Raw genomic sequence first — 20,993 nt, forward strand, 5'->3', positions numbered from 1 at the left:
TCAGATGTCGTCACGCCCCGAGGGTCCACCGAGTAATGGCGAACAACGCCGTGGCCTGCTCCTTGTCGATGGTCCGGTGGAAGATGTCGTCCATCATCCGGCGGAAGGACAGACTCTCTGCCGGCCCGATGTCCTGGGGTTTTTCGGGGTACACGCCCAGCCTACGCTGGTCAAGGTGGGACCCCAGGGGATCGCGTAGCCCACCGTTGGGCGGCAGGAGACCGTTCGCCAGCCGGAAGGCCGCCTCGGTGATGCCCAACGACAACTTGACCCGGGTCTGGATCACCGCGGGATCGAGAGATCCATCCCACATGCGGAATTCGATGTGATCAGTTGCCTTTCCGCTCTTCATGCCGCTCATGTTCACGGCGAGACCGTGACCGTCATTAGGCGTGACCACCTGGCCGATCGAAGCGTAACCGCTCGTCAGTTGATCGTTCGGCCGGCAATACGTCATTCCGCGATGCCGATAGGCGTCTGGGTTCTGGGCGAGCCTGAACAGCGTGTCCATGTAGGAGTCGGTCATGTTCAGGACGCTGTGGTGATTTTCGACGATGTGGTCGTAGTCGTGGGTGCTGATATGAATATGGCCACCCGTCGAAAAGTCGACCTTTCCGCCATGGGACTGGACGACTTCGCAGATTTTGGCGATGGCATGCCACGTGGCCGGCTCATCGTACAGAATCGGTGACACGATCTCCCCGGCGACGCTGTCGTCGAGCTCGACTCGCCAGGTGTTACCGGCGTCGCTGTACCCTGCGGACTGAGCCGAGTGGTAATCATGCACGTCGGCGTCCAGAGCCAGACCGTGCGCATGAAGATCTCGTGCGATCGCCTCGAGCATAGGTCTGGATATGGCGGGTCCGCTGATCTCCAGTTCGAGCCCGAAGGCGCGGCCGCCGTTACGGGAGCCCAGACCGCCAGTGGCGTTCTCGTACATGTAGGGAATCGCTTGTTCGCCGCGCTCTGCGAGTGAGACGGCCCGCAGGTAATCTCGCTGGAACGCCTCGTGGTTCTTTGTGTAGGACACCTCCGGCTCATCCGGCCACCGTCCCCAGGCATCGGCACGTGCCTCCAGCGACCGGAGACGATCCGTCGCCATTTCCCGTTCCAGATCAGCGGCACCGTACCGAGTGAGAAGAGAAACCTCCTCACGGGCCCGCTGAGCGTCTGCGTCGGCCGCGATGCGGGACGCCTGCACCGCGTCACGTGCGTCGGTGGCCGCGGTATCGGTCGATGGATCACCTGGCACCGGCGACGTCGAATCCGTAAGGTCCGTCAAGGACCCGGCGGCGGCATCGGACGACCGATCCGCGGGAGCGTGTGCGCTCGGCTCCGTGTGCATCGACTCTTGGGACCGGACCAGTACATCGGCCAGTTCCGCTCGGGCGGTCGCCGTCTCCGGCGCGTATCCGCGTTGCTGAGCGTCGGTGAACATCTCCGCGAGACGACCGATCGAATAGTCCGCGCCCACGTCCTCGGCCAGACGCGCCAGCGGATCGACGACAAAGGGCCGGGATCCAGGCTCCGATCCGACGATCCTCGCCATCTCGCCCAGCGCCCGCGCCGCGGAGTCCGACAACTCCTCAGCGCCGTACCGCTCGGCGATCCGGATGCCGTCCCACAACGGATCGATCTCCCGCAGCCGGTCCAAGGTCGCGATGAGCGCGTCGCGATCGGTGGCTTCGGCCGGGCGGAGACCATGGCTCTGAGCCTCTTCGAACATGCGCAGCAGCCGCTCGTGCGAGTAGCCGAGGCCGAGATCATCCGCAAGGCGCAGCAGCTGGTCGACGGCCGGTGCCCGGTCGCCGCGAAGATGTGGGTCGACACCGACGATCTCATCAATCCGCCCTAGCGTGCGGGTCGTGTCACCATCGGCGTGCGACAGCGTGAGCCGCTCCGCGGCCACCAGTCCGTTCCAGAAGGTCGGATCGGAAGCGGCGAGCCTTGAGAGGACGGCCTCGAATTCCTGGCCGTCGGCGGCCCGAGCGGGGTCGAGGCCCTGCTTGTCGGCTTCGACGAAGGCAGTGGCGAAGGACTCGGCCAAGCGGCCGCCAGCGCCGGTCTGCGCGCCGAGATCCATCAGGGCCTCACCCGCTACGTGGTCATCGCTCCGAGTTCCCGATCCGTAGATCTCGTCCATTCGGCTCAGTGCACGCGCGACCGAGTCGCTGGGAGATGCGATCCTCAGCCGGTCGGCGATCACGAGTCCCTCCCACAGGCGTGGGTCGGATCGACGATGCGTGTCCAGCGCGGCCGGCAGTGAGTCCCGGTCGGTCGCCATGGCCGAACCACGATGCGCCCGTGCGTCATCGAACAGACGCGCGAGGACATCGAGCGAGGTACCCACGCCCAAGTCGTTGGACAGGCTCAGAAGAGGATCATCGCGCATGCCGTACCTGAACTCACCGCGTACGGAACCGAGGATTCCGTCGATCTCGCCGAGGGTCCGGAGGATGGCGTTGCTCCTGTCACCGAGCGACGGCAGGCCTTGCAACTCGTCGACGAGGGCCAACCCGTCCCAGAGATGCGGGTCCGCCGCCCGGTGGCGGTTCAACGCTTCCACCAGTCCGGCGCGGTCAGCGGCGCCGGCAGGGTCGAATCCCTGCGCCTGAGCATCGTCGAAGAGCCTTGCGAGGTCTCCGACGGACAGATCACTCAGTCCCACGGACGTGGCAACGTCCGTCAGGCCGTGGGCGACCGACATGTCATGCTGCGCATCCGCATCGAGGATGCGATTCATCCTGGCCAGCGCTCGGAGTTCGGGGTCGCTCGGATTGAGGACGAAGACGTCCGCAGCGACCCGTCTTCCTTCTTCCAACAGCCGTGCATCGTCCCGAGAGCCGCCTGGCGTCGGCCGCGTGTCGGTCGTCGGCCGAGCGAGCGGCTCGGACGACCCGTCGTACGGTTCGGTGGCAGAGCGCCTCTCGGTCGGCTCGTGGCCGCGCTGACCGTGTGGATCGGTGGTGGCCGCGTGCGGCCGGTCGGCGTCGTTCGGCTGCGGATCCGGGCCGTCCGCAGCCGGCGGTTCGTCGGCGTGCGGTCGCGCCGCCTGGGTGTTTAAAGGCCCCGCCGTGTCGCCGCCGCCGGGCTGATCGCCGGGAGATCCCGCATGATCCGCGGCACCGGCGAGGAGCGGCGTCTTGCCTTTGGCATGCCGCCCGATCTCGTCGAGTTCGCGCAGCATGTGGTCATGCCATTCGACCCGATCCCGTTCGACGAAATGCGGCCGGACCGATTGCACCTGTTCTTTCAGGAGCGCGATGTCCGCGGGATGGAAATCGTTGGGCAGCCAGCGGGCCGGGCCTGCACCGGTCTTCTCTATCAACGTGGAGAGGAAGGGGTGGAACCGGGTGTTCGGAACCTCGTCCGAGAACGACGCACGGCTGTGGTCGAAGCCGACCGGCGTACCGTCGTCGCGGACCATCCACCCGTTGCTGTTGCGCTCCATGTTGCCGGTGATCTTGTCGAGCACGCCGAGGAGGCGGCCGCCCAGCGTGTCCTGATACTGCCTGAGGCGTTTCGGCATGACCTCGATGCCGGGGTGCGCGACGCTCGCCAGCCGTCCGTCCAGGAACTCCAGGTAGACCTCCTGGGCGTTCTTTCGGAACGCGGCGGCGACGGGAGCCTTGATCGCCTGTCCCGTTATCGAGACGAGTTCCTCCTGATCCATCATCTCGATGTCGCCGCGCTTGCGGACACCATCGGTTCCGTCCTCGAACCAGACGTGGTCCGTGGACCATGCGTCCTTGCCGCCGAGCGGTTGGGTGAGGTCCTCCTTGACGCCGGACTCCACGCTTCGCCGCAATGAGTCCGCGTCACGTACCGAATGTGAAGCGGCGGACTCATCGATGTGGTCGCCGTGCGTGGGCTGCACGGGCTCATCGTGGCCCGGTCCGTCCGCAGTCGGCGGCTCGTCCCGAGGTCCGTGCCGCGGCTCGTCTCGAGGTCCGTGCGGCGGCTCGTCCGCAGGATGATCGGACCTGCCGGGATCGAACGGCTTGATCTCCGGGACGTTCCGTCCGGCGAGCGCGTCCCCGATGGCCTGTTCCAGGTCGTGGATCTCACCCTCGTCGAGCCGGAACAGCCGGATGTCGTCGACGGCACGCCGACGGAACTCCGGGTCGTCGACCAGATCCCTGATGACGTCGGTGACGGCGTGACCGCGCTCGTCCGGCGGAGCATCGTAGGCCTCGGCCAGCCGCCGGCCCGTCTCCGGATCGCCGGGCAGGTCCGAATGCATGCCCGTGTACGGGTCGTCCAGCGCGACGTCGGTGTTCGACGGGTCGAGTCGGCCGTCGTAGCCCGGATCGAGCAGGCGGTTCAGCGCGACATTGATGGCCTCCCACTTACGGGCCGCCGACTCCGGCGTGGTCGCATCGGTGTGGATCCACCGCTGGAGTTGGTCGGCGAAGTAGTGGCTCTGCCGCCAGTCGTCCGCGTTCCAGGGCCGCCATTCCCGGTCGCCCACGGAGTTCGACCGTCCGAGCCGATCCGGCAGGTTGTCCAGCTCACCGCCTTGCGTCAGGCGGTTGATCCGGTCCGAGGTCATGGACACGGCCGCCGGTTGCTCGACCGCGACGGCGCGCACCCGCTCACTGCCGGACTCGGGCAGCTCAGGGCCGAACAGCACCCGGCGCATCGTCCGCAGTGGGGCTTCCAAGGGGGCGTCGACACCGCGGAAGGTCGTGGGCTCGGAGCCGGGGGTGCCAAAGACGGGACGGTCACCACCGGCGTTCGCGGCCTCACCGCCTCCCGGCCCGGGAGCGTTGGTGTACTGCCACTCGTCCCAGTAGAGCTGCCAGCGCTCTCCCTTGTTTCCGCTGTATTCCCGGGCTTCGAAGTACACCGTGGGAGTGCCGAGCACAGCCGGAATCTCCAGAGCGCCACTCTCCATGCCGATCTGGATGACGTCGCGTTCGGCGTTGAAGTGGTGGAAGAAAAGCGCTTGCTCCCCATAGCTCAGGTCGTGGCGGTCGGCGTCCCAGTAGCGCACGAGGCTGTCGGCGTCCACCCCGTCGAGGACGCCATCGCGCTCCCAAGCGGCACGGAGCTCAGGCCGGCGGGCGAACAGGTCGTCGCCGAGCAGGAGGATCTGACGGTCCGGGTCCATCCGGCGCAGCGTCTCGATCGTCTGGCGGACGAACTCCGGCCGGGTGTCGAGGTGCGGGCCGTGACGTCCGCCCACGGCCTCCATCCGGCTGTCCCGGACCCACAGCATCGCGTACTTCCGGGGGCCGTCGTTCTCATGCCGCCCGTACAGGCCTTCGGCGACCTCACGCGCGCGGTTCTCGCGGATCTGCCCGCGCTCACCGGAGCCGCGGATCGAGTCCACGATGGCCTGCCGGGTCTCGACCGGCGTCGCGCGGACCGGGTCCAGCGCGTGGAGCGTCGCGCGGACGAAGCGGGACTCGGCGTACGGGCCTCGGCGGCCCTTGCCGTCGTGGGCCAGGACGACGCGCTCCGGGTCGACGCCGTGATCGTTGATCAGGCGATCACGAATGGCGAGAGCGTCGCGGAGCGGCTGGGCGTGCAGGTCAACGAGGTCATTGATCAGCTGTTCGGGGCTGTGGCCGCGGGTCGGCTCGCCGCGCATCCCATGCCAGGCGGCGACCGCGTTGGCCTGTTCGGTGGTCATGCCCTCCGGGACGGCGTCGAGGTGCATCAGGTGCGAGGCGCGCGCCTCGTACCGGTAGTTGTTGTACGTGCGGTTCGGCTGGTAGGCGATCTCGATGGTGGTGCCGCGATCGGCGAGCAGCGCGGCCGTGTGGATGAACAACTCGCCGCGCTGGTGCGTGTAGACCCGGAGGTTCTTCCGATCCAGGTTGGGCACCCGCGACGGCTTCTCACCGGAGTCCTTGAGCAGCTCCCGGACCTGCTCGAGCTTCTCGGGCACGGACAGGTCGGACCGCCCCTTGATATGGGCGATCTGAGACGCCAACTCCCCGTCGGCCAGCCTGTTCCACCGATCGATCTGCTCCTCGGTGGCGCGAATGTGCGAGTCGGGCGCACGGCCCTTTGCTTTGATCTCCCGGATCGCCGGCGGCTCCGGGCGCGCCGCTTCATCCGGTCTGGCGGCCGGCGGTGCCAGGCCTTTCTCCGCGTGGTCGGTGAGCATGTGGACGGCGTCGCGGGCGGCGGCGTGACCGTGCTCGGCGGCCAGGAGGTCCCCGGAGGCCCGGTGCAGCGCCTCGACAGGACTCTCGCCTGCCCGCCGGCCGCCCATCTCGTTGTTCAGGCGCTCGGCGAGCCGGGCCAGTCCGTCGATTTCCCGTGGTGTCGGTTCGCGACCCAGGGTCTGACGCGCCAGCTCATTGATCGAGTCGGCGCGGGGGAGGACGTCGCCCGGGCGGGCGCCGAGGACGTCCGCGAGATGGTTCAGCCGCTGGAGGTCCTCGCCTCGGAACGAATGGTCCGGTGCGGTCTCGTAGACCGTACGCGCGGCGTCCGCGAGCGCCTCGGTGTGGCGCAGTTCGGCGGCGGTCATCCGCTCGGTGGGAAGGTGGTCACCGAACACCGCGTGCATCCGGTCGAGCAGCCGAGCGTGCTCGAGATCGCTGCGCCCCTCCGGCGGGAACACGGGACGGCCCTCTTCGTCGACGCGACCAAGGAGATCGCGTACATGGTCGGGCACCTGGAGGGGGCCGTTCGCGCGGTCGGGCATCGCCCGCGGCTCTCCCGGAACGCCCTCGCGTGCCTCGCCGTGAACAGGCGGGAACGTCCGGTCGGTGAGGCCGTGGATCTGGGCGAGGTGACGATCCCGAAGGCCGACCGTTTCCGGAACCGGATGACCGTTGTGGTCCAGGACCACCGCGTGGTCCGCCCAGAACGTCTGGGCGCTGCCCATCATCGACGCGTCGCGGTGCGTGCCCTGCGCGGTCAGCGTCCGGCGGTCGGCACTCTGCGGAGAGGCATATTCGTCGACGAGATCGAGGTGGTGCCCGATCTCGTGGGCGAGAACGACCGGGTCCATGTCGGCGTACCACCGGAGCATGTTGGCGCGTTCGCCGCCGGCGGTCCCGTGGCCCGGCTTGAGTTGTACGACCTCGCCGGGTGGCAGGTCCGGCGCGTGCTCGAACTCCAGGCGTACGTGAAGCTGTGATCCGTCCTCCGGCCGGGCGCCGTCCGGCAGCCGATGCTGATGGTTGTAGAACAGGTCGACGGCGTCCATGGCGTTCGACTTGGCCCGCAGGACGTCTTCGGGACTCATCCGCGGATCCGCCTGATAGCGCACTTTGACCGTGTACTCGCTGACCATCCGTACGCTGCCGTCGGGCATCGTGATACCGATCCGTCGCAGGTCCACCTGCGAAGCGGCCTCGTACGGGTGGCGTTGACGGATGACAGGGGTCGGCTCGGCAGACGTACGCAGATGGGCCCACTGCGATGCGCGCGCCGCGTCAGCCGAGGTCAGCGTGTGCGCGTGCGTGCCTCCGAGGGCGGACGACTCTCTTTCGCCGTGGGCGCCGATCAGCGGCGGACGGGTGTCGGGGTTCAGATCCGGGCTGCGGGTGGAATGCACATGGTGCGGCGCGGCCGACGTACCGACGCCGTCGGCGTGCGGCCCCTCCAGACGCGCCCCGTGCTCCGCCGGGGACGCGTCCGCGGAGGGTGCGGTGGCGGGGCCGTGGTCGTTGTGCGGTGACGGGACGGCGTTGTCGGCCGGGCGCGACTGTCCCTCCGTTCGAGGCATCGGATGCTCGTTGCCGGCGAGGGCGGTGGGCCCGTCATCGGGTCTTGTGCCGCTGCCGGTTTCGCCCGGCCTTGGGCCCTTTCCGGATCCCGTGCCGGCTTCACCGGGCCGGGGGGCATTGCCGGTGGTTCCCTCGGGATGGCCGGGGGTGAGACCAGGCTGTCGCCCGGTCCGGCCATCGCCGTTCAATATTTCGGTGATTTTCGAGCCTGTCGGCTCATTCGGACGGGCGGCGCTGGGCCCGGTGTCGCCGGGTCGTGGCGGGAGCACGACGGGGCCGGCCTGGGGCGGCGTCGCCTGCCCGCGGTCGGAGCCACTCGCGCCGCCCACGTCACCGCCGGCGTTCCCGTCGTTGCCGCCGGCGATCGGTCGGCCCTGCCCACCCGTATCAAACGCGTGGCCCGTACCGCCGCCGGTGGGCGTGTCATGGCTGCCTGCCAGTGCGGTGCCATGCGGGCCGGTGCCGGTCGTGCCGCCGCTGTCGGTCGTGCCGCCGGAGGGCAGGGTGTGGCCTGCGCTCCCACCGGCCGTGCCCGGCTCCGGGCGGCCCCCACCGCCACCAGGAGGAGGTGGAGGGGGTGGATTGTCGTCGTGGTTGATGACCTTGTTCTGGGGGGCCTGCGGGTCCGACGGCGACCCGCCACCGGGTGGTGGCGGTGGCCCGTCGTCGCCACCGCGGAACCGGCCTGCCATATGTTGGCCGAGTTCCTTGGCACCCCCCAGCCCGGCCATGCCGAATCCGAACGCCGCCGCCTGCCCGACATTCATGTGGTCAGGGTCGAAGATCGCCTGACCCGCCAGGTTCCCCGCCGTACCGGTGGTGCCCGCGAACCCGAACCGGGCACCGACCCCCTTCATCCCCGGCGCGGCCATCCAATCGGCCAGTTTCGTCGTCAACGGATTGGCCTGCCGGGCAACAGCCCGACCCGCGACCCCCATCACCCCACCGGCGACCGCGCCCATCGCTACCGATTTGCCGAACTCCCCCCAATTCCAGCCCTTCTGCACTCCTTCGTGAATCCGCGCGTACTGCCCCGCCGCGTCCATCCCCGCACCGAACCAGGCACCCACCGCCGCAGCACTCAACACCTGATGCTGACCCGCCCACACCGCGATCCGCTGCAGAAAGGTCTTCAACGCGAAACCCTCAGCCTCCGACGCGCCGATCGCCGCCGCCTCCGAGGCACCCGCCGTGATCCACGACCAGGCGAACCCCATCAACATCGTGACCACGACGAACGCGCACGAGATCTCGAACTGCAGCCGCGCCGCCCGCTTCTGCGCCGCCAACCCCTCCACCGCCGACGCCAGCCCCTGCAACGTCCCCTCCAAGAACCGCAGCCCCCCGAACTCACCCCCACCCGACAACGCCTGAGCGAACGTCTTGAACTTGTCCGCCGCCTCACCCGCATTCAAACTCGTCACCGCACCCGCGTGATCATCCAACTCACCCGCAGCCTGACCCACCGCATCCGCACACGCACTCAACGCCGACTGCATCCGAGCCAGACCCGCCATATCCCCATCCGGCCACTGACACCCCCCCACCAACATCTCCAGGAAAAACAACCCCTGCTGCACCCACCCGGGCAGCTCGTCGAACTCCCCCACCGCACGATCAAAACCCGGCCGATCCCGCTTATACGGATCCCCCACCGCCCGCGCCCCATGATCGGCGCCCTTCGGAACATCGGCACCCACCGTCGACGCCGACTCCGCCAACTGATACTGCTGACCGGCCACCATCAACATCCCACCCGTGGCCCGCACCAGATTCACCGCATCCTCAAGCGCGTCCAAACACCCATCCCGCGCCGCACCAAAACCAGGCGACCCTTCGGATCCCTTCAACCACGCCTGACCGATGTCATCGTTACCCCACGCCGCCCCCACCGCAGCCAACTCCGACACCAACACATCCACCGCCGAAGCCAGGGTGTGCGACAACTCACCAAAACCCCGACCCGACTTCGCCCACGACGCGAAATGAGCGTCATAACCAACGGCCACCACTCACCCCCGGTCAGACGTTCGTCGGTCGATCTTTTTGCCCGCAGGGGAATATGCAGCCGACCGGCGCTTTACTCCGCATCAGTCTGAGTGGGCCAGAGTGGCTCCGCCTGACTGATCGCCGATCGATGGTATTCGGGCAGTCGGCTTTCGGCTGTGTAGACCTCGACCTGGGGAGTGGGTTCACCGGCGCGGACGAGCGCACTATGGAGATGATGCGTGACCACTGGGAGATCGGCGTCCGTCGTGGTCTCGGCAAGATAGATCCGGCGAGGGACCTGCAGGGCGGTCGGCGGGTACCGCCATACACGCGTGAGCGTGGTCACAGGGGAGTCCGCCGCAGCGTCGATCGCAGCCTGATCGACGGCGTCGGTGACACTCGGGCCAATGCCCCACGGGGGGACCGGAGCGAATCCCCATGGTGGAGGCTCAAGGCTCTGCCGGACTCCCGCCTCGACCAAAGACGGATCGACGCCATGGGCGGCCAGGAGGGACTGTAGCCGGGCGGCATCCTCGGCGCTGTAGGGAACGAGGCCGGCGCTGATGGCATCTCTGATCAGATATGCGACTCGATCGAGGCCACCTTCGGCGAGTGATTCACGCGCCTGGAAGAGGTCATTATCGGACAGCCAGCCCGCGAGCCGCAGGAGTACTTCATGCCATTCTACGCGGATGGCTGCGCCTGGTTCCTGAGACATCGATCACTCCCTTGAATTGGTCGACCCGGCGGGAGGACCTTCGGTCGAGGAGAGGATATCGTAGGCGCGTTTCGCGACGACGACTCTGAGTGGCATATCGAGCGTGCCGGCGATCGAGGTTACGTCGGGTGGCCAGGGCCTGCCCGCGCGAACGTCGTCGAGCAGCATACGGAACGCCGGATCGTTCCTCACGGTATCTGCGATCGCCTTCGCTGACGAGGAGATATGAAGCCACCCGTGCGCCGCCGCCGCCTGCCTGATGTGGTTGCCGAGTTCTCTGGCCTCGGAGACGCGCGCATAACCCTCTATCGTCTCCTGGTTCGTATGCGCATATCCGTCCGCTTCGTGGAGTGACCCGATAGGCTTTTGGTTCGGGTAGTAGATTTCCCGAGGAGTGGTGTACACCATCGCGGTATCGCTCCCCATGTGATTTCCCAGAAGCCCGTCGACGATATTGGCAGGTCCTTCTGGAAGTGGGCCGACGGTGTCGAATCGAACATAGTCGTTTCTGGTCACCCCCATGAGCCCGAGCCACTCATCGAGGCCAAGCGCGCCACGCCTCAGCGAGGGATCGATGACGACCTCGAAGACCTTGCCGCTGGGGCTCCGGACTTCTACGATCGGCGCGACATGATATCCCCAGCCGACATAGCCAGGCTTCCCCCATGCGGCGCCCCGGGCGCTGTCGGCCTGAACGGTGAGAAGTGAGCCGGGCCCCTGCCGTACGGCAAATATCTTCCTGGACGAATAGCCCCACTCCGCGAGCTTCTTCGCCATTCGGTGAGCGCGATCGTAGCAACCGTCCTCCGGGTGGCCGAATGGAATTCGCGCTTCCGTGCCTTGCCGGGTTCTGAATGTCTCCGTTGCCAGTTTGTCGTACAGGCCTTTGGCTTCCGAGATCGAGAGCACTCGGGTCTCGTGCTGTCCATCGCCCAGAAGGTGCGCTAGATACCCCGCTTCGGAGGATTGTCCGAATTTCTCATTTATGTGGCCTTTTAGTGGGCTATTGAAGTGATGCTGATAGTGCTGCTCAAGACCCCAGACGTCGTCTGGGCGGCGGCCGATGCGGTTGAGTAGTTCGCTGACCTTGGGCCCATCGGCTGCATTGATCGCATCATGAAGCTGTCGGGCGAAGTCGGCAGCCTGCTCCGGAGTGGTGATGGGGTCATTCCGCAGCCTTTGTGCCGTCGTCGGGTCGGGCAACAAGTGATCGACGTAGGGGTTAGGGTCGAAGGGCAGGCGGCCCTCCTGGTAGGCCCTCGTGATATCCGATCGTAGGTCGCGTCCGGTGGCCAGTCGGTAGGACTGGTCCAAGTGATGGGCGGCGACAGGATCTTGGCGCAGTTCATGGATTCGAGAGAGCAGGTCGGCGCCGTCGACGTGTCGGTCGCCCAATGCCGAGCGCACGTCCTCCGTGAGCCGGACCAGATCCACGGACGGTCGGCCATCCCGTTGCACGAGAGGTCCGGTCGGCCGAAGTTCGCTCAGGACCTGCGGAGGTACCTCAGGCGCCGGTACGGGGTCCGCGAAACCGGCACGACGAAGTTCCTCACTAATGAATGTCCGGTCCACAACGGTAGGCCGGGGAGGATGCTCCGGTGGTCGAACAGCAGGGCTGTGCGACTCGCTCGGGGACGAGTGATCGTCGCGCATCAGCCGAAGGCGAGGGTCCTGCGGCGTGTTCGCTTGATGATCGTCCGGTTTTCCGTTGAGCGCCTTTTCGATGGGGGAGGAGCCGGAGCGCTCGGAGGAAGTGCCCGTCCCATGACCATGACCGCTATGGCCGACTGGCACGCCGACGACTCCCGGCTCGCGGGCCTCGGGGCGTGGAGCGGTGTTCGCCGACGTGGTCGGCTCGGCGTTGTCGCCGCGTGGCGTAGCGGGCTCCGCCGCCGGGCGAGGCTGTCCCGCGGTCTGACCGGTAGGGCGGTCGTCGGTGGCGAATGGAGCGGGTTTCGCCCGGTCAGTGGACGAAGCACCGGGCTCGGCCGTGGTGGCACGCGAGTCGGCTGGCCGGGGCTGGCCGCCGGTGGGCCCCTCACCGGGTCTTGTGCCGCTGCCGCTTTCGCCCGGCCTCGGGCCCTCTCCGGTTCCCGGTCGGGGGCCGCCGCCGGTCGTTCCCTCGGGACGGCCAGAGGCAGTGCCAGGCTGTCGCCCGGTCCGGCTGTCGCCGTTCAACATCTCGGAGATGCTCGGGCGCGCCGACTCACCGGGGCGGGCGCCAGTGGGGCCGGCCTCGGGCGGTCGTACGGGGAACACGGCCGGGCCCGGCTGGCCCGACGTGGCCGGCCCGCGCTCGGAGCCGCCGGTGTACCCCTCATTGCCGCCGAGGACCGGCTTACTTTGCCCGCCCACGTTTGGCGACTCGGGCAGGTTGCTCGTCCCCCCGCTGGTGGGGGTTTCCGGCTTGCCGGCTGAGGCGAGGTCGGTGCCGTGCGTGCCGCTGGAGGGCGGGATGTGGCCCGCGTCGCCGCCGGTCGTGTCCGGGTACGGGTGGCCGGTTCCTCCGCTGGGGGGAGGCGGTTGCGGCCCGTCATCGCCGTGTGGTGCCCCTCCAGACGGGGGCGGGGGCGGGGGCCCGTCATCACCGCCACCGGTGGTGGACCCACGACCGTCGCTGCCGAAGCGGCCGGCAACGTGCTGGCCGAGTTCCTTGGCACCCCCCAAACCCGCCATGCCGAATCCGAACGCGGCCGCCTGACCGACATTCATGTGGTCAGGGTCGAAGATCGCCTGACTCGCCAGGTTCCCCGCGGTGCCGGTGGTACCGGCGAACCCGAACCGGGCGCCAACGCCCTTCATCCCCGGCGCGCGCATCCAATCGGCGAGCTTGGTCGTCAGCGGGTTGCTCTCACGGGCGACCGCACGCCCCGCCAACCCCATCACACCGCCGGCGACCGCGCCCATCCCCACCGATTTACCGAACTCCCCCCAATTCCAGCCCTTCTGCACCCCCTCATGAATCCGGGCGTACTGACCGGCGGCGTCCATCCCCCCGCCGAACCAGGCACCCACCAGCGCACCGGACAACACCTGATGCTGACCCGCCCACACCGCGATCCGCTGCAGGAACGTCTTCAGCGCGAACCCTTCGGCCTCCGAAGCCCCGATCGCCGCGGCCTCTGAGGCACCGGCGGTGATCCACGACCAGGCGAACCCGATCGCCATCGTGATGACCACGAACGCACACGAAAGCTCGAACTGCAACCGCGCCGCCCGCTTCTGCGCCTGCAACCCCTCCACCCAGGAGGCCAGCCCCTGCAACGTCCCTTCCAGGAACCGCAGGCCCCCGAGCTCACCCCCACCCGACAACGCCTGAGCGAACGTCTTGAACTTGTCCGTCGCTTCACCGGCATTCAAGCTCGTCACCGCACCGGCGTGATCATCCAACTCACCCGCAGCCTGACCCACCGCATTCGCACACGCCGACAACGCCGACTGCATCCGAGCCAGGCCGTCCATGCTCCCGTCCGGCCACTGACATCCCCCGACCAGCATCTCCAGGAAGAACAAGCCCTGCTGCACGATCCCCGGCAGCTCATCGAACTCCCCGGCCACCCCGTTGAAATCAGCCTCCGGCCTCCGATACGGATCCTTGGCCGCCACCGCATCATGATCGGCGCCCTTCGGAATGTCCCCACCCACCGTGGACGCCGACTCCGCCAACTGATACTGCTGACCGGCCACCACCAACATCCCACCGGTCGCCCGCACCAGATTCACCGCATCCTCAAGCGCCGCCAAACACCCATCCCGCGCCGCACCAAAACCCGCCGACCCCTCAGAACCCTTCAAAAACGCCTGACCAATGTCATCGTTACCCCACGCAGCACCCGCCCCCGACAACTCACCCACCAACGTGTCCACCGCCGTCGCCAACGAGTCGGACAACTCACCAAAACCCCGACCCGACTTCGTCCACGACTCGAAATGAGCTTCAAAACCGGTGGTCACCACGCACCCCCGTCACGCCAGACCAGCCCACACGCCAAAAGGCCGACCGTTGCCGGTCGACCTCGCACACCTCGTACAGACACGTCAGACCATGCCCGAGAACAAACACCCCTGCTTGTCATTCATCTGGCACTACACCCGCATAGTGCTCGCGTGACCGTGAATAGCCCTGGGGCGTTCGGCCTGCGCGTAGTTCTTCGCCATCGCCTGAAGGTCGGTCGTCATGCCCGCATCCCTTAGCGCAGCCGTCCAGCGTTCCGGCATGGACGGTGTCGTGATCTTCGCCAGGCCATCACGGCGGGTCGCCGTCGAGTCGCCCTCGTCGAGTGCGCGGCGCAGGTCCTTGAGTCGCTCGACCTGCCGGGAGTAATCCCTCATCAGCTCTTCGAGCGACGCGCGAAGCTCTGCTCTCATGCCCCTCCGATAATGTCGAAACGCTGGACCCTTAGACTCGTCAGCTGCGCGATCGGTTCCCCTTGTCCTCTTTGTCCCCATACGCGGCACGCCGAGCATAAGCTAGTCGCCTTCCCTCCCGCATCGTCTGCGGGCGGGCCGGTCGTGACGCTGAGACCACCATGAACGCCCCCGAGACCACCGTCAACGCCCCCCTGGATCCGCTGTGAACCCGGAATCGCAAGCCCTTCCATCGCCGAACCGCGGGCCGGGGCGGCGCTCGGTCCTCGCCACGTCGCCGGTGATCCTGCCGTGGGCCACGCTCCGGCTGGCCGGCCGGTTCGTGCTGCCGCTGGCGCTCTGGTACACGGTCGGTCAGGCGCTCCGGTACGCGCTGTTCTACAGCGGTTATCGGTTCGGGCTGCACAACGCCGTCGTGCCGGTCTTTGTGATGAGCTTCACCGTGATGGTCACCCTGTCGGTGACGGTGCTCATGGTCCACAGCGTCAAGGACGGCCTGCCCGCGGTCCGAGAGCACGAACTCGACGAGTCCCTCGCCTCATGGGCGGTGCAGGACGAAGAGACCATCGTCGACGCGCTGGCGCGTGCGTTGCTGCCCTTCATGATCTTCTACCTGGCCTGGAACTGGTTCGTCGACGACGCGCGGGCCTACGCGCAGAGCGTCACCGGCCGCGGCTTCGGAGAGCAGGGCTTCGGCGGGCAGATGGACGCCTTGAAGTCGATCGGCGCCCTCGAGCGTCACCTGTACATCGCGATCGCACTGACCGTCGCCTTCCTCATCGCCAAATTCGTCGCCGAGCGCGTGGTGGAACCGCGGTGGGCGCGGGCGGGCGGGGTGTTGATCGCCTTCTGTGAGGTCAACTGGACGCTGTTCGGCCTCTTCACGGTCAACCAGGCCCGGAACGCCGGCACCGGCTGGCTGCAGGGGCGGGTCGCGTGGGGATGGCTCGCCGACCTCACCGGCCCCCTGTTCGGCTGGGTGAGTGCGCTGTGGCCGTCCGTGAAGGAGGCGGTGCTCGGCTCCCTCGTATGGCTGGTGATCGCGGGAGTGATCCTCGGCGTCGACGCCGCCGAGGAGGCCGCGCTCGGCAGCGGCCGGCTGGCCCGGCGGATCATCGCGGCCAGCGGCATGGACAAGCCGCGCACACCGCTCGAGGTCCTCACCCGGGAGCTGCGCGACAAGTGGCTCCCGACCGTGTACGGGGTCCGGATGGTCATCCGAGCGGGGATACTCCCGTTCGGCGTCTTCTGCGCCCTGTTCACCGGCCTGGAGGTCGCCGCGGATCTGGCGCAGCGGGGCGTCTACGACCTGCTCGGCCCGCATCCGGTCGGCTGGTGGGAGGCGCGCCTGTCCATCGTCGACTTCGGTGTCGGCTTCGTCCATCAGGCGCTTCGCGTGTGCCTGCTGGCGGCGGCGTTCGACCTGGTGGTGGCCCGCGTCAATGCGCGAAAACGAGACCGTTCAGCGACTGGCCCGTCTGCGTCCTCGACTTCTGCGATATCGCCAGCAGCACGGAGCTGACCAGGGCGGCCGGTACGTCGGAGGTGACCGCGATCTGGGCGGTGCGCCCCGCGACCGGGTCCGGACCGAGCGGCGCCCCCGTCCACTCGTGCCCGGCGCCGTCCCGCAGGCGGTAAGCGGTCGCCTGGACGTCCTTGACCCCCTGGGCGTCGAGCGGCCGTACCTGGAGGATCAGTTTGATGTGCACGGCACCGGCCGGTGTCGTCGAGTCCCTCGCGGGTGTGGCCGTGTCCCGGCCGAGCATTCTCCACTGGGCGTGGCCGAGCACTCCGGTCTGGCCGAGCCGTACGGTCGTGTCGCGCTCCGGTGGCTGTATGTTCCTGGCCTGGTGACTGTCGTCGACCCATTGGACGGCGAGCAGGCCGGGTGCCAGGGCGAGCAGCACGGCCGCCTCGATCAGGCGCCGGCCGCGCCGTCCACCCTTCGCCCGTGATGCCACCGCCTCTTCGGAGGCGAGGGCCTGGAGCACGTCGGGCACCGTGTCCTCCAGCGGATCCCGCGTCCTGGGCGCGCGCGGATCCCGGACCGTGAACTCGTGCGGATCGCGGACGGTGTGCTCGTACGGGTCACGGGGTGCCCGCGAGCGCGCCGGTCGCTGATCGTACGGGTCGAACGTCATGTCGTCTTCAGGACGTAGTCGCGGGGAGCGCGGCCGATCAGGTCCGTCGCCTTTCGCGTGTCGATGCCCAGGTCCACATCGACCGAGGCGCTCAACTGGTTGAGCAGGTTGGACTCGCCGATGGTCAACCGCGCCCCGGCCAGCCGGTCCTTCGGGATCTCGAAGACGTACGACGCGGGACCCCAGAACATCGGTTCGTAGTTGCCGGAACGACCGGAGATGTCCGGGCGGCCGCTCTCGTCGTACGACACGCCACCGTGTGTGGTCAGCCGGACGTGCCCCGGCGTGAACGGCTTCTGATTGCTCTTGATCCGCAGGTAGACGATCACGAAGAGGCCGGGGCTGGGGACGGCCGTCCGGTTGAGGATGCTGTCCTTGACGATCGCGGTCGCCACGTCGACCCGGTCGACCTGGACGCTGAAGACGCGGTTGCCGACCACGGTGCCGATGCGGCCCCGGCTCACGATCGGGTCGAGCATCTTGGCGTCCTGGCGTGGCTTGACCCCGTGCAGCCACATGGCGGCGGCCATGAGCGCCACGGCGACGAGCCAGGAGACGGCCCTGATCACGATGTTCATGAGGTCGCCCCCGGCCGCACCGGAAGGGTCACCGTCGCGGTGACGGGCGAGGTGCTCGTGACGCTCCAGCTGATCTCGTTCGAGCTGAACGCCTGACCGTACTGCCACGCGCGCAGCGCAAGGGTGACGGACTGCGGCGTCGTCGTGTCCGGGAGCGGCCACACCAGCTGGACGACCACCGGGAGCCGCGGGTGGATCTCCGTGGTCGCGCCGCCGAGGAGGTCGCCGTTCGACTGCATCAGGTCCGCCTGCACGTATTTGCCGGGCTTGGGCTCGGCGACGACTCCGCTCAGGAACGAGCCCACGCCCCACGAGCGGTCTCCGGTGTTGGTCACGCGCGTCCGTACGATCAGTTTGTTATCGGCCTTGCCGAAACTCCCGATCTTGAACCGGCCCGCGCGGGCGTCGAGGACCTGCACCTTGAAGAGCCCCTGATCCACCGTCGCGCCGGGGGACACCGCGCTCGGTCCGCTCGGACGGGCGCCCAGGCCGCCGAACGCACCGGCCAGCGCGATCGTGACCACGATGACGCCGACGACGCTGAGCAGCACCGGCGGCCTGCGGCGCGGTGCGGTTTCGGAGCGATCGTGGTGGGCCACGAGGACTGATGCTAACGGGCCGTCTGCCCGGAATGACCGCGATCGGAACCTGTCGTCGCGTCGATCGTCTAAAGTGCGACTCTGGTCGGTGCGTTCCCGGGGGAGGCGGAACATGCGGGCGGTACGACTGGCGGGTCTCGCCGTCGCGGGTGCGCTGGCGCTCTCGGCGAGCGTATGCGCCCCGGCGGCTCTCGCGCTTCCCGACCGTGCCAAACCGTCGCCAACCGCCCATCCGAAGTCTCCGACCAAGTCGGCCACCAAGCCCACCCCCGCCCCGACGGTCACCAAGACCAAGACCAAGACGGCGACGCCCATCCCGCCCTGTCCCACCCCGCCGTCCTTCGCGGCGTCACGCGTTCAGCAGGTGCCGTGGGCGCAGTCGAGGCTCGACTTCACCAACGTCTGGAACATCACCCGGGGGAAGGGCGTCACGGTCGCCGTCGTCGACAGCGGTATCAGTCAGTCGCACCCGCAGTTGGCCGGCCGGGTCGTGAAGAGCATCGACCTCACCCACACCCACAACACCGACTGCTACGGCCACGGCACGGCGGTCGCCGGCATCATCGCGGCCCAGGACGAACGCAACAGCAAGTCGATGCCGTTCGTGGGCGTCGCCCCCGACGTCCAGCTGATCTCGATCAAGATTCAGAACCAAGAGCAGTCGGGCGACGACGGCACGCTGCTCGCCAAGGGCATCATCCGGGCCGTGGACGAAGGGGCGGACATCATCAACATCTCCGCCACCAACACCGACTATCCCCTTCTTCGGCAGGCGGTCGAGCACGCACGGAAGAAGGGCGTCCTGATCGTGGCCTCCGCGGGGAACACCGACCCGACCAAGAAGGCGAGCGAGCAGCGGGAATACCCCGCGTCGTACCCCGGCGTGCTCTCCGTCGGGGCCGTCGGGCCCGACGGTCCGTTGTCCGACTTCTCCAACACCACCTCGAGGGTGGACGTGTCCGCGCCCGGCGACAGCATCATCAGCACGGAGGGCGACGGCTACATCGGCGATCTTCGGGGCACGAGTTACTCCGCGCCGTACGTCACCGGCGTCGCGGCTCTGGTCAAGTCCGAGAAGCCGGACCTGACCCCGCCAGAGATCATCAGGCGCATCGTCGCCACCGCCGATGGCAGCATCGGGACCGGCAGCGGCGGCGGGATGGTCAACCCGCGTGAGGCGGTGACGGCGCTCATCAGCGACACGAGCGGTCCCTCCACGTCACCTCGGACGGGCGCCCAGCCGATCAACATCGGCGGTCCACCGCCGGTCGATCACCGGACCCGTGATCTCGGTGCGCTGATCGCGGTCTGCGCCATCGGCGGTGCGCTGCTGGTCGGGTTCGCGGGGGTCGTCGTGCCGCTCGGCGTGCGCCGGGGCTGGCGACCGGGCCGCGCCAAGCTCCCGCCCGACGACGACTCGACCTGACAGGGCGTTTCCCCGCCGCGAGATCATCGCCTTTCCGCGACCGTGCGCAGAGGTCAAGTCGTTCATCCAGGCGGTTCACGGCCGGTGGGAGACCGGGTCTAACTGGCCCTGGGTGAAATATCGGTGGCTTACCGTGACCGTGCCGCACCGAACTCGTCGTGCACATCGCCGTTACTTGATCGATTCACTTGCGACTTACCCATTGCCTCATAAATTCGGTGATGGTTTACTTGCCCGAAACGTAGTTAACCTCGTGGACATAATCTGCGAGGGAGTCGAGTGAGCCCGGACGGGGATCGGACCCGGTCCCACCGGCCGTTGGGTGGACGCGGGGTCCGGCCGAGGTGGTGATAGCGCAGGTGGCCATTGGCGAACGACCGCATACCCACGCCGACGACGCGGTAAACATCAGACCGAACGCATGACCCGGCGTGACTGGTCCTGGAAGTCCATCACCACTGGGCGGTCGAACGACACGGGCGATCGGTCCGTGGGGCGAAAGAAATCGCTGATCAGCGTAGGTGGCGCCACTTATGCGAACGATCCCGATCCTCGCCCATAAGCCTACGACGGCCGTCTGAGACGCAGCGAGAAGTTTCGCGACACGCCGGCGAGCTCCCGTTCGCAGCGGCGTGCCGCGCACGGTGGCTGCCGGGCGCGCCCTCTGCCGAGTTGGCCCGGTGCGACGAACGTCTGACAGGGGTGACTGTTGAGCGTCGGTCTTGATGTCAATTTCAAGTCGTGGGGGAAGTCGGGCCAGGGCGTTTCGGGGTTGTCGTACACGTTGGCCTCGGCGGTGGACACTTTGGTGTCGGAGTTGTCGGGGGCGGGGGCTGCGTGGGGGAACGATGACATTGGTCAGGCGTTTTTGAACGGCAGTGAGGGTTCTGCGGGGTTTGGTGCGGCGCGGGATGGGTGTTTGGACGCGCTTGAGGATGCGGTGAATTTGGTGCGGGCCACGGGTGGGATGTTGATGGTGGCCGGTCAGCAGTATCAGTTGGCGGAGTCGGCGTCGACGGTGGGTGCCGATGTTCCGAAGGGCGCCGATCACGGCGCGCAGTCGGTGGGGGATCCGTATAAGCGGGATACGCCGGGTTTTGATCGTGCGGTGGGGGAGTTCGATGAGCTGCCCGGGTGGGTGCAGCAGGGTTTGTTCTTTTTGGAGATGTTGGTGGGGGGGTGTCAGTGGCCGGACGGGGATATGGCGGGTCTGGCGCGGATGCAGTCGGCGTTGAGTGCGTGTGCGGATGCGGTGGGTCAGGCTGCGGGTGCGTTGGATGATCATGCCGGTGCGGTGACGAGTTTGAATGCCGGTGAGGCGACGGACAAGTTCAAGACGTTCGCCCAAGCCTTGTCGGGTGGGGGTGAGTTCGGGGGGCTGCGGTTCTTGGAGGGGACGTTGCAGGGGCTGGCGTCGGCAGTGGAGGGGCTGCAGGCGCAGAAGCGGGCGGCGCGGCTGCAGTTCGAGATTTCGTGTGCG

General features: G+C 67.8%; 9 protein-coding genes. 2 read left to right on the forward strand and 7 right to left on the reverse strand.

Features of this window, described 5'->3' with window-relative positions:
* Positions 1-10: 10 nt before the first annotated feature.
* From ACQP2O_RS04400 to ACQP2O_RS04415, 4 genes are all read right to left on the reverse strand, one after another.
* Positions 11-9,703 carry a hypothetical protein gene (locus tag ACQP2O_RS04400; RefSeq protein ID WP_433180107.1) on the reverse strand — a complete coding sequence of 3,231 codons (9,693 nt, stop codon included), beginning with the start codon at positions 9,701-9,703 and terminating at the stop codon, positions 11-13.
* Positions 9,704-9,774: 71 nt separating this feature from the next.
* Positions 9,775-10,401 (reverse strand): hypothetical protein, encoded by a 627-nt coding sequence (locus ACQP2O_RS04405; RefSeq protein ID WP_433180109.1) that lies wholly within the window; start codon positions 10,399-10,401, stop codon positions 9,775-9,777.
* A gap of 3 nt (positions 10,402-10,404) precedes the next feature.
* Entirely contained in the window at positions 10,405-14,358 is a 3,954-nt protein-coding gene (locus ACQP2O_RS04410; RefSeq protein WP_433180110.1) for a protein-glutamine glutaminase family protein, read from the reverse strand.
* Between the two features lie 129 nt (positions 14,359-14,487).
* Positions 14,488-14,769, reverse strand: coding sequence for a hypothetical protein (locus ACQP2O_RS04415; RefSeq protein ID WP_433180112.1), 282 nt, complete (start codon positions 14,767-14,769; stop codon positions 14,488-14,490).
* A gap of 205 nt (positions 14,770-14,974) precedes the next feature.
* On the opposite strand from ACQP2O_RS04415, the gene ACQP2O_RS04420 reads away from it, so the two are divergent.
* On the forward strand, positions 14,975-16,291 hold the full coding sequence (locus ACQP2O_RS04420; RefSeq protein ID WP_433180114.1) for a hypothetical protein: 1,317 nt from the start codon (positions 14,975-14,977) through the stop codon (positions 16,289-16,291).
* On the opposite strand, the gene ACQP2O_RS04425 is transcribed toward ACQP2O_RS04420, so the two are convergent.
* From ACQP2O_RS04425 to ACQP2O_RS04435, 3 genes are read right to left on the reverse strand one after another with little or no spacing between them, the layout of a single operon-like run.
* Positions 16,209-16,910 carry a hypothetical protein gene (locus tag ACQP2O_RS04425; protein ID WP_433180115.1) on the reverse strand — a complete coding sequence of 234 codons (702 nt, stop codon included), beginning with the start codon at positions 16,908-16,910 and terminating at the stop codon, positions 16,209-16,211. The genes ACQP2O_RS04420 and ACQP2O_RS04425 overlap by 83 nt on opposite strands.
* Positions 16,907-17,488: a hypothetical protein gene (locus tag ACQP2O_RS04430; protein ID WP_433180117.1), complete on the reverse strand. Its 582-nt coding sequence runs from the start codon at positions 17,486-17,488 to the stop codon at positions 16,907-16,909. The genes ACQP2O_RS04425 and ACQP2O_RS04430 overlap by 4 nt, the downstream gene beginning before the upstream one ends.
* The gene (locus tag ACQP2O_RS04435; protein WP_433180119.1) at positions 17,485-18,087 is read right to left on the reverse strand and encodes a hypothetical protein; all 603 of its coding nucleotides are present in this window, start codon (positions 18,085-18,087) and stop codon (positions 17,485-17,487) included. The genes ACQP2O_RS04430 and ACQP2O_RS04435 overlap by 4 nt, the downstream gene beginning before the upstream one ends.
* Before the next feature lie 112 nt (positions 18,088-18,199).
* On the opposite strand from ACQP2O_RS04435, the gene ACQP2O_RS04440 reads away from it, so the two are divergent.
* Entirely contained in the window at positions 18,200-19,513 is a 1,314-nt protein-coding gene (locus tag ACQP2O_RS04440) for a S8 family peptidase (RefSeq protein WP_433180120.1), read from the forward strand.
* Positions 19,514-20,993: the final 1,480 nt, after the last annotated feature.

Source organism: Actinoallomurus sp. CA-150999 (genome assembly GCF_050942425.1).
In the GTDB taxonomy this organism is placed as follows: Bacteria; Actinomycetota; Actinomycetes; order Streptosporangiales; family Streptosporangiaceae; genus Actinoallomurus.